We start from the raw sequence: 11,779 nt of genomic DNA on the forward strand, positions 1-11,779 counted from the left end.
AAAACAGGGAGATACGAAATGAGAGATTACTTCGCCAGAACTACCCGGCGCCTTCTGCTGACAGCGGTAGCTGCTGGTGCCATGGCCGCGGGCGGCGCTGCCGCGCAGACGCAGCAGCTGTCGATTGGAGCGACCTCGCAAGCATCCTCGCTCTATGCGTATCACGTCGCGATCGCGCAGATGGTTAATCAGACGCTCGATAATACCAATGTCTCGGTGATCGAGACGGGCGGCGGGCTCGACAACATGCGACGGCTGTCGGAGCGACAGGTCGACTGGGCGATGATGGCCGAGCCTGACCTCTATGAATACTACGCCGGTCTCGGACCCTTTGAGGGTGAGCCGAATGAGGATTTCCGCACCTTTTGGGTGACCACACCGCTGGCCTATCTGACCGTCGTCGACGCCGATTCCGGGATCGAGAGTATCGCCGATCTGGATGGTCAGGCCTTCAATGGTGGCGGGCGGGGATCGGGGACCGAGCGTGCGACCTTCGAGGCGTTCGAGGCGCTGGGAATAGCTCCCGACTGGTATCGCACCGGCATGGCCGACGCGGTCACTGCCTTCAAGGACCGTCGGATCGTCGGCTTCACCAAGGCCGGTCCTCCGAACGCGCCCGACAGTGCGATCCTCGATGCGCAGACCGCGCGGGAGGTTCGGATTCTCAACTGGACCGAACAAGACATAGCGCAGGTGCAGCAGGAATTTCCGCATTTCGATTTCATGGCCGTGGACGATACGCCCTACGACACCGGCCCGATAAACCTGCGTGTTGTCTTTATCACCATGGGCACGACGACGGACATGTCAGAAGATCTGGCCTATGACATCTTCAAGGCGGTGGTCGAGAATGTCGACACTGTGGCCGAATCCTACCCGGCAATCGCCGGCATGGACATCGCCCAGCAGACGATCGAACGTGGCCAGACGCCGCTTCATCCCGGCGTGGTTCGCTACCTTGAAGAGCAGGGCCATGACATCCCTGAGCGGTTGATGCCGCCCGAACTCACTGACTGAAAATCCACCGCCCGTCTTGACGGGCGGTGCATCCCCGGACTCCCGGGACGCGAAGGAAAGGCCGCCGTGCGCAGCGAGAGCAGATCTGACGTGGACGGGGCGCCGGCTCCAGCGGTCCCGGTCGTCGACCCCACTGCGGCGGTCGACGCCAAACCCCTCCGTGGCCTTCGCGGCACGATCATCGCCGGGCTCAGCACCGCGATGGTCCTTTTCCACCTGTATACCGGGGCCTTTGGCGCGTTTCCGGATCTGATCCAGCGTGCGCTACATGTCGGCGGCGCCCTGATCCTCGCCTTCTGCCTCTTTGATTTCAGGCGCGCCGATTCCCGTGACCAGCCCATGGGCCTTCTGGACATGGCTTTCATTCTCGGAACGATCGTCGTGATCGGGCATCTTATCGCCAGTTACGACAGGCTCATGGGTTTCACCTTCCGGATGACAACCCTCGACTACGCGTTGGCGGTGCTGGCCGTTCTGCTCGTGCTCGAGGGATGCCGGCGGGTGATCGGCTGGACCATCCCCGGTCTGGCGATCGCCGGTCTCGTCTACGCCCTCTTTGGCCCCTGGCTACCGGACATGATCGCCCATCGCGGCCTCGATCCGCGGCTGGCAGCCGAGGTCCTCTACATGTCCACGCGTGGGCTTTTCGGGATGGTCACGGGAATCTCCGCCACGGTGATCGCAATCTTCGTGATCTTTGGCGCAGTCCTGATGCGGACCGGTGGCGGCGCGACCTTCATGGACCTCGCCATGATCATCGGCGGGCGCACGACGGGCGGCGGCGCCAAGGTCGCCACCATCTCAAGCGCCTTGTTCGGCAGCGTTTCTGGCTCGGCGGCCGCCAATGTTGCAACGACCGGCGCCTTCACCATCCCTCTGATGAAGCGCCTCGGCTACCGGCCGACCTTCGCTGGCGCGGTCGAGGCCGTGGCCTCGACCGGTGGGCAGATCATGCCGCCGATCATGGGCGCGGGCGCCTTTATCATGGCCGAACTGCTTGGCGTTCCCTACGTCACAATCATGGTCGCGGCCATCGTGCCGGCGCTTCTCTACTTCACCGGTTGCCTTGCAGGCATCCATTTCGAATCCAAGCGCCTTGGCTATAAGCCGATCGCTGCGGATGCGATGCCCCGCCTGCGCGATGCGTTGACCTTGCGTCGGGCTGGGCCGGTCTTTCTGGCCATGGGAACGTTGATCTGGCTTCTGGTGCGGGGCTATTCGCCGGCCTTGGCGGCGTTTTGGGCGACCACGATCCTAATCGTCCTCTTCATGCTGGGCGCGCGGTCCCTTGGCGATCTGCGCACCCGTTTCGCGGCGCTGCGCGCGGGGTTCGTAGACGCGGGCATCGGCCTTGTGACCATCGCCGTGCTGATCGCTGGAGCGCAGATCCTGTTGGCCATGATCTCGACCACCGGTGTCGGCGTCGCCTTCACTTCGGCCATCATCGCGCTTGGCGAGAACAACCTCTTCATCTCGCTGGTGCTCGCGATGATCGTGGCGATGCTGCTGGGCACCGGCCTTCCGACCGCGGCGGCCTATCTGCTAGCCGCGGCGGTCGTGGCTCCCGCGCTGGTGCGGTTAGGGGTCGAGCCGATCTCCGCGCATATGTTCATCTTCTATTTCGCGATCATCGCCGGGTTGACCCCGCCCCTGTGCGCGACCGTCTTCATCAGCGCCTCGATGGCCAAGGCCGACTGGTTTCCGACCAGCATCACGGCGATCCGCCTGTCGCTCGTGGCCTTCATCATTCCCTATGTTTTCGTCTTCCACCCAGAGGTGCTGCTGATCGGCGAGCCGGGCGCCATTGTGCTTCACGCGGCGACGGGCCTTGTGGGGGTCGTCCTGATCGGCGGGGCGCTGGCAGGCTTCCTGGTCCATGCCCTGCCGCTTTGGGAACGGGTGGTGTTCGCGGCCTCGGCCTTTCTTCTCATCGCGCCCGGCGCCGCCATGCCACTTGTCGGTGCGCTGGTCTTCGCGCTCGCGTTCGGGCTTCACCTGAGCCGCCGCCGGCAGGTCAGCGCCGGATAGAACCCTTCCATTTTTCCGAGGACAGAATGATAACAATACACGGCAAGACCGTCCGTCAGACACTCGACGAAGTGTTGGTGCCCGCGCGCACCGCGGTCATCGCGATCGACGTGCAAAACGACTTTTTCGCCGAAGACGGTGTATTCGCCAAGGCAGGCCGCGACATGAGCCTCGCGCGCGAACGGCTGCCTGCCATGGTCAAGCTGATGGCGCGCGCGCAGGAAATCGGCCTCATGACGGTCTTCCTGCGCCAGGTCACCCTGCCCGGTGGCGTCGCCGACAGCCCCGCTTGGCTGCGCCTGAAGGTGCGCGACGGGAAGAGTCCGGACTACACCCTGACGGGAAGCTGGGGGGGCGCCTTCTGCGACGGCATGACCCCGCGTAAAACCGATCCGATCATCGAGAAGCTGCGTCCTGACGCCTTTCACCGCACCCATCTCGACCTAATCCTGCGGGCCAACGGCATCGACACCTGCGTCTTCCTCGGCGCCAATACCGAGGGCTGCGTCGAATCGACCGTGCGCTCATCGGCCCATCACGACTACTACACCGTGGTCGCCGAAGACGCCGTGGCCAGCAGCAACGCGGCCTTTCACGATGCCTCGCTCGCGTTGATGCGCAACCGCTTCCTCGTCGCTTCCAGCGACGAGATCCTGTCCTGCCTAACCAAAGCCGCGACGTGAGCCTGGACGCAGCAAGCAAGGACGGCGGGCCCGTCTCCGGCTTGCGGATCGTCGAGTCCAGCGCGTTCATCGCCATGCCCTCGGCCATGATGAGCCTTGCGCTCCTGGGGGCCGAGGTGTTGCGCATAGACCCGCCCGGTGGCGGATTAGACTATCGCCGCTGGCCACTCGCGCCGTCAGGTCAGAGCCTCTACTGGACATTCCTCAACCGTGGCAAACGGTCCCTGACGTTGGACCTGCGCCGCGAGGAGGGACGTGAAGCGGCCGCGCGCCTTGTCTGCGACGGGGGCGAAGACGGCGGTATCTTCGTGACCAACCTGCCGCTCAAGGGCGCGCTCGGGTTCGAAGCGCTACGTGCTCGCCGGTCCGACGTCATCGTCGTCAGCCTCGACGGCAGCCCGGATGGCGAAACAGCAGTGGATTATACCGTTCACGCCGGCTGCGGCGCTGCGATGATGGCTGGCCCCCGCGACCATACGGCCCCGGTCAACAATGCCGTGCCCTTCTGGGACCTTATCTGCGGCCAGACGATTGCCATGGGCCTTCTTGCCGCCGAGCGCGAGCGCCGCCAGAGCGGGCGCGGCCAACATGTCCGGATCAGCCTGTCGGACGTGGCCATGGCGGGTGTCGCCGGCGTCGGCATGCTGGCTGAAGCCGAGCTCGGCCAGGCGCGGCAACGCGATGGCAACTGGGTCTACGGCAACTTCGGCCGGGACTTCGGCACACTGGACGGCCGGCGGCTCATGCTGGCTGCGGTCACCGAAAAGCAGTGGCGGGCGCTTTTGTCGGCGACCGGGCTGGGGTCGCGAATGGATGCACTGGCGACTGCCTTCGATGCGGATTTCAGTCGTGAGGACGAGCGCTACCGGGTGCGTGAAGCGATCGGGGCGCTGGTCGCCGACTGGGTCGGGACCCGCACCCTGGAGCAGGTCGCCGACGCTTTTTCCAACACCCCGGTCTGCTGGGGGCCTTACCGCGATCTCGACCAGATGCTGCGGGAGGATTGGCGAGCGAGCGAGATGAATCCTCTCTTTTCCCGCCGCGGCCATCCTGGTGTCGATCCGGTGCTGACGCCACGCAGTCCACTCCGCTTTTCAAACCATCCGGATATGGCCAACCCGCCAGCGCCGGAATTTGGTGCCGACTGCGCCGAATAGCTTGCGGATGGCTGCTCGGCTCTGCGCTCGTCCTTTTCGCGGCAAGGGTGAAGCTTGACTGAGGACGGCGGGCTAACTCGCCAGCCTAAAATGAAGAAAGGGATGGGATGACTAATTTGACCGACCCGGAATTGCTCGTCGGCGTGGTGGGCGCGGGGGCGATGGGTGCAGGCATCGCTCAGGTCACCGCTGTCGCAGGACGAAAGGTCTTTATCTACGACCAGCGCGACGGTGCTGCCGAAGCCGCGCGCAAGGCGGTTCTCGCCCGACTCGACAAACGCGTGGTGGCGGGCAAAATGAGCGGCGCGGACCGGGAAGCTTGCGCCCGGCGGCTGCAACCCATCGAAAGGCTGGAGGATTTCGGCAGCTGCGGCCTGGTGATCGAGGCCATTGTCGAGGATCTGGAGGCCAAGCGCGGCCTTTTCCGGGCTTTGGCCGATATAGTGCGCCCTGAAGCAGTGCTGGCCAGCAACACCTCATCCCTGCCTATCGGAGCGATTGCCGTGGGCTTGGCCCAGCCGGACAGGTTCGCGGGGCTTCATTTCTTCAATCCGGTTCCTGTGATGAAGCTAGTGGAGGTCATCGCAGGCCCGGACACGCGCCGCGACGTTGTCGATGGGCTGATTGCCTTTGGTCGCCTATTGGGTCGGAACCCGGTGGAGGCGCGAGATACGCCGGGCTTTCTGGTCAACTACGGTGGGCGCGCCTATGCAACCGAGGCATTGGCAATCCTGAACGAGAACGTCGCGAGTCCCTCTCAGGTCGACGCAGTGATGCGCGACTGTTGGGGTTTCCGGATGGGGCCGTTCGAACTTATGGACTTCACCGGGATCGATGTGAACTATCCCGTGACGGAGTTTGTGCACCGGGCAAACTATGGCGATCCGCGCCTGCGAACCACCTTTCAGCACCGTTACATGACTGAAACAGGGCAATTGGGGCGCAAGACGGGGCGCGGCTTTTACAGCTACCCCGAGAGCGCAGTTCATCCCACTCCCGACGCGACCCTAGTGGATGCACCGACCGGGCGCGTGGCTGTGGTCGATCCTGATGGGGCGCTGACTGATCTGTTGACGGCGACCGGGGCGCAAGTGATATCGGCCGAAAACGAAGAGGCTGTGCCTTTGCTTGTCGCGTTGTGGGGAGAGGATTGCGCGGCCTTCTGCGCGCGCACCGGCACCGATCATCGACGTCTGGTAGCGGTGGATCTGTCAGGCGATATCTCTCAGCGCGTCACGCTGATGACCGCCCCGGGGGGCGACCCGGTGATGCGAGACTCGGTTGCGGCGCTTCTGGGGCAGGCGCGGGCGGTCACAGTTATCCAGGATAGCCCAGGCTTTATTGGCCAGCGGATTGCCACGATGATCGCCAATCTGGGCTGCGAGATGGCACAACTCGGGTTGGCTGCACCCGCTGATATTGACTTGGCAATGCGGCTGGGGCTGAACTATCCAAAGGGTCCCTTGGAACTGGCGGACAGTCTTGGCCCCGACCGAGTCTACGCTATCCTGTCCGAAATGCAGAGACTGACCGGCGATGACCGCTATCGTCCAAGCGCTTGGCTGCGCCGACGCGCCAGTCTTGGTTTATCAGCTTTGCAGATCGCCTAGCGTTCTGGTGGGCGTTCGGTTGGTGGAGCCGCCGTCATCGGGCTCGTTGCGACACTCCTTTGGTGACCCCTTTTGCCGGCTATGATCACCTGTCGGCTGTTCGATGAACGTGCGGCCGAAATCCGTGAAGGAACAACCCGACGATCGGACGCGGGGTTAGAACCGTCACGACCCCAGAAGCCCGCGTTGTGGACTCGACATATCCCTCAAAAGACCATTCGAACTGCCTGTCGTTCCAGATCAGCACCGCACGGTCGCCTGTCGCGAAGAACGTCCCGTCCGGGAGGTCCTCCACAGCGGCCTCGAAGGACACCTTGCGCCCGCCGCGCGCGATTCGATGGGCATGCAGCAATCGGTCGATGGTTTGCGGAAGAGATCGACCCGCTTCGGGCTCACCGTGAACCTGACGCCAAGCGCCAATAATTTCCTTGTAGCGCGCGCGACGGCATTCAGCACAGGGGCGATGGCCAGCGGCGAAAGCGGTCGCCTCATCAAGGAAGAACAATTCGGTGTATTTTCCAGGCTGCATGATCTCGCGATGTCGCCCCTTGAAGGCCAGCGCGCAGGCAACCCAGTTTTGATGTGCATGCGTTCGCGTGATGCTTTTCGCGTCATCATGCAAGATTCCCCGATTGCCCATGAGTTCGCCGCGAGCCGTGACAGCGTGAAGCCTGCCGAAAGGATCAACGCGGTTCTGGTGAGTCATGAGTTCCTTGCTCAGTTCTGGTGGGTATTGCCTTTGATGACCAGACGTGCCTCCGTCATCGGCTTTGCTTTTAAGGCGTCACGAGCAACTTTTCCAATGCCTTCGCGATTTAGGCCGTATGCGCCAAACGGCCTTCAGCGCATGGGTTAGTTGCGATTCCTCACTCTTGAAGCCGCGGCCGGGCTTTTCCATGATCACCGCGGCGCGATAAGAATTCCCTCCTGGGGAGCAGCTCACGGCGGCGCATGATGTCCCTGATGCGCTCCGTCGCTTCCGGGATCAGGCGGCCATGTTCAGTGATCTTCCAGGGAAAGGTCGGAATGAGAGTCTGACCAAATTTCATCCGGCGCAACCTGAGCCGAGCGCCGCGGCGGCAATGCAAGTTCGAACTCCTTCGCGCGCCTGAAATACCCTCGGTGCGGAGGCAATCGAGGAGCGCGAACTTTTCGTCGACCGTGGCATTCTTCAAGGCATTCTATTCGTTGGCCCGACTGCGCTCCCGTATCAGACCAGCGCTGAGACACGCAGCACGCAAGTTGGGATTGGCACCGCCTCGCGAGGCAGCCCAGATCACGGGACGGTCGCGCTAAAGCGGCGCGGCGAAATAGGCATTGTCGCGCTTAGCGCCTATCGACACCAACAGCCTGGGCTGCTCTCGCAATCGGGGACAGTTTTGTGGCAGGGTCTCGCAGCTATGCGCATGGTGCCGGACGCGCGAGTCCTCATGACTGGGGTGATGAAATTCAACAATGAGACTGCAATGAAAGCTATTGACCGTCCCTATCCGAAGATCATCAACGGCGCATCGCAGTTCGTCATCCCGGTGTTCCAGCGTGATTACAGCTGGTCAGAGGAGAACTGCCGCCAGCTATGGAAAGACATCTTGGCGATCGCCGCTGACTCCGGCGATCGTGGGCACTTCATCGGCTCAGTCGTCTATGTCGCGACTGGTGACAGCGCGGCGGGGTTCACCCGGTGGCTCCTCATTGACGGCCAGCAGCCCGTCACCACCCTTACCCTCCTACTAACCGCCCTTCGGGACCACATCCGGGACAAAGGCTGGCAGGGCAGCGAAAACGGACCGACCCCCAAGCGTATCGAGGCCTATTTTCTACGCAACGTGCAGGAAGAGGGTGACCGAGAGGTCAAGCTCAGGCTCCGTCGCCATGATGACGCGACGCTGCAGGCACTGGTCAACGCTCAAGAACTGCCGGTCGAACCGTCACCGAGGATCCGGGACAACTACGAGTTGTTCCGTGAACTCTTGCTGGAGGAAGATCCGGAAACTGTCTACATGGGGGTGAACCGGCTCGTGGTTGTCGACGTCACCCTCGAACGAGGTGTCGACGATCCGCAGTTAATCTTCGAAAGCCTCAACTCGACCGGTGTCGACCTGAGTCCTTCAGATCTGATTCGCAACTTCATCCTTATGCGCCTCCCGGAGAAAGACCAGACGCGCCTTTACGAAGCTTACTGGTGCAAGATCGAGGCGCTATTTCGAGGCAGCGAACGGGTTTTCGACAACTTTATCAGGGACTTTCTCGCCCTGAGGGCGAAGGCGGCGAAGCTGGAGCGGTCCGACCGCGTCTATGTCGGGTTCCGTCGGGAGTTCGCGACCATCGGAGCTGACCCGCAAGCCCTTGAGAGTCTGCTCGCCGACCTTCTGCAGCGCGCCCGACATTATGCAGCGTTCGCAGTGCGCAGCAGCGATGACGAACTTGGACGTGCTTTTGCTAGCCTCCGACGCCTAGGTGATGTGCCCGCAATCGCCGTGATGCGGCTTTACGAGGCGCATGAGACAACGGGCTCCCTGAATCGGACGGAGTTCCTGGAAGCGATCGGCCTACTCGAGAGCTACCTTCTGCGTCGCGTGATCATCGGGGCGCAAACCCGGGGATACGGTCTCGAGTTCGCCAAGCTCGCCTATAGGATTGACGATACTCGCCCGCTGGCCTCCCTCAAGGTGGCTATGGCGCGCATGCCAGCGACTTATGCTTTTCCAGGGGACACAGAATTTGAGAAGGCGCTGCTGGAGGCGGATATCTACCACAAACGCGTCTGTTTCCATCTTCTCGATGCGTTGGAGAACCGCGGCAGCAAGGAAGCAAGTGATACTAGCACCTACAGTATCGAGCACATTCTCCCGCAGAACGAGAAGCTTCCCGAGGCGTGGCGCGCGATGCTCGGCCCAGACTGGCAGGCTATCCAGCAGACCTGGCTGCACAGCCTCGGCAACCTCACGCTGACCGGCTACAACAGCCGCTACAGTGACAGGCCATTCCACGAAAAGAAGACCATTGAAGGGGGGTTCGCCGAGAGTTCGGTGCGGTTGAACTTGGATATCCGGGATGCACTCGCCTGGACCAATGTTGAGATCGAGGCACGTGGTCACCGACTGGCCAAGCGAGCCTTGGAAATCTGGGGCCGCCTAGATGCTGACCCTACCCTCATCCGCGAAATGGAAACCGCTGACAAGAAGGCGCGTGCGAACCGGCGCACCGTAGATCAGGTCGCGATGACAGCCGAGGCCTCCGCCCTCTTTGCTCTCTTGCGCGCCCAGATTATCGAGACGTTCCCTGACGTGATCGAGATGGCTGAAAGCAAGTCCGTCAGCTACCACGATCCAGAATTCTTTCTGGAGCTGATCCCGCGCAAGCGCAGTATCGGCCTTCTGATCGCCTTGGACTTCAATGAAGTCGAGGGACACGATGGGTTTGCTCAGGACACCGCCGACTATACTTTCGTGGTTAACGCCAGTCACCAAGGAGGTGTATTGGTGGTTGTGCATGATGAAGGAGATATCGATCGGGCGATGGTTCTTGTCAGCCAGGCGCGCGAACTGATTGCCGGAGCATGATGCTGAACAGTCCCGGGGTGAAGCATCAGCAAGTTATGTTTGTCCTTCATCGCCAGCCGTAGAGGCGGGAACATGTCTGAGTTCTGAAGCTTCGGAGTTGAGCCCGCCCCCCCCCTAGGCCCAAAGCCATGGTGACCTACGCGATCTCGGGCAGCAGCTGCGACATCTGAGTCCCGCATCAGTAGATCCCCAACACCAACAACGTAGATCGATCTACACATGCTTCTGATTGATCAGCCACTGCTCCAAGGCACGCACCATGTCCGGCTTCAGCCGCGTGCCGTTCCGGATCGCCTGGGCAAGCGCCATGTTCTGTGGTTTGAAGGGCGGGATCAACTCCTGCATGATCGCGCCGTATCTCGGCGCGCCATATTGCCCGAGCAGTCCACGTCGCTGAACAATCTCGAGGATGCGGTCCTTCGCTTGCGGCGTGAGCTTACCAACGACGGCGACCTGATATCCTAGTCTGCTCCCGCCTGTCGCACCCCCGCCGGCGGGCGCAACAGTCGGTGCAGCCGCCGCGGCCGCTACGCTCGCTGGCTGAACTCCCTGCTTGCGGAGATAGTCCAGAAAGTCGTCCCGCTCCTGCGTGCTCGCCTTCTCCCAGGCGTTGATCAACTCCTGAAACCGCGTTCGACGCTTGCCTAATCCGATGCTGTGTCTGGCCGCGGTTAGGGTCTTGAACTTACCCGCCTTCCAGTCGGCGTAGACTTGCGGATGCTCTTTCTGCAGGCGGCGTTCAAAATAGGCGTTGTCGCGCGTCACCATGCAATAGATCCATCTACAAACGCATACCGGCCAGTAGGTTGATCTACATCTTGAAAGGCAAGGCGAAACGCAAGAGCTCGTGGGCCGGGGTAGCGAAATTACGACTGAACGCGAACCGCCATTCCGTCATGTTTTCTGGGATGATGCTTTCGCCCGTTGACCATTCCTAAAGGCACCTCCATCATTCACAGGAGAGTGATCTTGTCTGGGAGTGCGAGATGAAATTGGGGATGGTGGCGCTGGTCGCGGTGATGACATTGGGAGCCTGTGCGTCAGAGTTCTCGATGCCAGTGACGGGTGTGATCGGGCGCACCCCGGCACAAGGGCAGACCACCGCCCGGACCCAAGGCGACAGCGATTTCTGGGTGCAAACCGCGGGCGGTCTTCGCTGTAGCGGGACGTATGACGCTTTTGACAGATCCCCGACGATCCTCGCACCGGTCCGCTGTGCGGACGGTCGAACCGGCAACCTTGTCGTTACTCGCACCATGGACTGGAGCGGTGGCACCGCGATCGGTCAGCTCAGCGACGGAACGACCGGACGTTTCGTCTTCGGAAACCTGACGTTCGAGCAGGCGTTTGGAGATGGTGCTGGCGCACGAATTCGATGAGATCGTGCGCGCTGCCCGTGTCCAGGAAGAGTGTCTCCCGAATAATCTTTTGTATCTCTGAGAGTTCGCGGTTTCTGCTCAAGTTCCCGTTCGCGGCCATGTTGGTTTTGTTCGCATCGGTCGTCCAAGCTCAGGCACCCATATCGAGTGGCTCCGGCTTCCTTGTTAACAAGGCGGGTTGGGTCCTTACAAACGCCCATGTGGTCGATGGTTGCGACACGATCGAGGTGGCAGGCCACGGACGCGTGGGCGCGGTTATCCGCCACCAAAACGAAGACATCGCTGCACTTCAAATTACACCACCCCCCACTGCCCGTCCTCTGGTGTTTCGCGCCCGGCCGG

At 61.9% G+C, this 11,779-nt stretch carries 10 protein-coding genes; 7 read left to right on the forward strand and 3 right to left on the reverse strand.

Going from position 1 to position 11,779, the window contains the following annotated elements; all coding sequences use genetic code 11:
• Positions 1–18 precede the first annotated feature (18 nt).
• The 5 genes from IM708_RS16460 to IM708_RS16480 all read left to right on the forward strand — a co-directional run bounded on the left by IM708_RS16460 (position 19) and on the right by IM708_RS16480 (position 6,495).
• Positions 19–1,017 carry a TAXI family TRAP transporter solute-binding subunit gene (locus IM708_RS16460; RefSeq protein ID WP_209427676.1) on the forward strand — a complete coding sequence of 333 codons (999 nt, stop codon included), beginning with the start codon at positions 19–21 and terminating at the stop codon, positions 1,015–1,017.
• 66 nt (positions 1,018–1,083) lie between these two features.
• Positions 1,084–3,045, forward strand: a complete 1,962-nt coding sequence (locus tag IM708_RS16465; RefSeq protein WP_209427677.1) for a TRAP transporter fused permease subunit — start codon at positions 1,084–1,086, stop codon at positions 3,043–3,045.
• A gap of 77 nt (positions 3,046–3,122) precedes the next feature.
• Positions 3,123–3,728: an isochorismatase family cysteine hydrolase gene (locus IM708_RS16470; protein WP_209427678.1), complete on the forward strand. Its 606-nt coding sequence runs from the start codon at positions 3,123–3,125 to the stop codon at positions 3,726–3,728.
• Entirely contained in the window at positions 3,725–4,885 is a 1,161-nt protein-coding gene (locus tag IM708_RS16475) for a CoA transferase (RefSeq protein ID WP_209427679.1), read from the forward strand. Before IM708_RS16470 ends, IM708_RS16475 begins: the two co-directional genes overlap by 4 nt.
• Positions 4,886–4,992: 107 nt before the next feature.
• Positions 4,993–6,495, forward strand: a complete 1,503-nt coding sequence (locus IM708_RS16480) for a 3-hydroxyacyl-CoA dehydrogenase (RefSeq protein WP_209427680.1) — start codon at positions 4,993–4,995, stop codon at positions 6,493–6,495.
• Between the two features lie 85 nt (positions 6,496–6,580).
• Here IM708_RS16480 and IM708_RS16485 read toward each other — a convergent pair whose 3' ends face one another.
• On the reverse strand, positions 6,581–7,201 hold the full coding sequence (locus IM708_RS16485) for a hypothetical protein (RefSeq protein WP_209427681.1): 621 nt from the start codon (positions 7,199–7,201) through the stop codon (positions 6,581–6,583).
• 160 nt (positions 7,202–7,361) lie between these two features.
• The gene (locus tag IM708_RS16490) at positions 7,362–7,670 is read right to left on the reverse strand and encodes a hypothetical protein (RefSeq protein ID WP_209427682.1); all 309 of its coding nucleotides are present in this window, start codon (positions 7,668–7,670) and stop codon (positions 7,362–7,364) included.
• Positions 7,671–7,937: 267 nt separating this feature from the next.
• On the opposite strand from IM708_RS16490, the gene IM708_RS16495 reads away from it, so the two are divergent.
• A complete protein-coding gene (locus IM708_RS16495; protein WP_209427683.1) occupies positions 7,938–10,058 on the forward strand; it encodes a DUF262 and DUF1524 domain-containing protein in 2,121 nt (706 codons plus the stop codon).
• Between the two features lie 213 nt (positions 10,059–10,271).
• Here the strand turns inward: IM708_RS16495 and IM708_RS16500 are convergent, their stop codons facing one another.
• A complete protein-coding gene (locus tag IM708_RS16500) occupies positions 10,272–10,826 on the reverse strand; it encodes a hypothetical protein (RefSeq protein ID WP_209427684.1) in 555 nt (184 codons plus the stop codon).
• A gap of 218 nt (positions 10,827–11,044) precedes the next feature.
• On the opposite strand from IM708_RS16500, the gene IM708_RS16505 reads away from it, so the two are divergent.
• Positions 11,045–11,437, forward strand: a complete 393-nt coding sequence (locus tag IM708_RS16505; protein ID WP_209427685.1) for a hypothetical protein — start codon at positions 11,045–11,047, stop codon at positions 11,435–11,437.
• Positions 11,438–11,779 lie beyond the last annotated feature (342 nt).

The organism is Pararhodobacter sp. SW119 (genome assembly GCF_017811755.1).
GTDB lineage: Bacteria > Pseudomonadota > Alphaproteobacteria > Rhodobacterales > Rhodobacteraceae > Pararhodobacter.

Coding starts and splice junctions, on each gene's coding strand:
- IM708_RS16460 (WP_209427676.1), top strand. CDS start 19: ATGAGAGATTACTTCGCCAGAACTACCCGGCGCCTTCTGCTGACAGCG.
- IM708_RS16480 (WP_209427680.1), top strand. CDS start 4,993: ATGACTAATTTGACCGACCCGGAATTGCTCGTCGGCGTGGTGGGCGCG.
- IM708_RS16485 (WP_209427681.1), bottom strand. CDS start 7,201: ATGACTCACCAGAACCGCGTTGATCCTTTCGGCAGGCTTCACGCTGTC.
- IM708_RS16495 (WP_209427683.1), top strand. CDS start 7,938: ATGAAATTCAACAATGAGACTGCAATGAAAGCTATTGACCGTCCCTAT.
- IM708_RS16500 (WP_209427684.1), bottom strand. CDS start 10,826: ATGGTGACGCGCGACAACGCCTATTTTGAACGCCGCCTGCAGAAAGAG.
- IM708_RS16505 (WP_209427685.1), top strand. CDS start 11,045: ATGAAATTGGGGATGGTGGCGCTGGTCGCGGTGATGACATTGGGAGCC.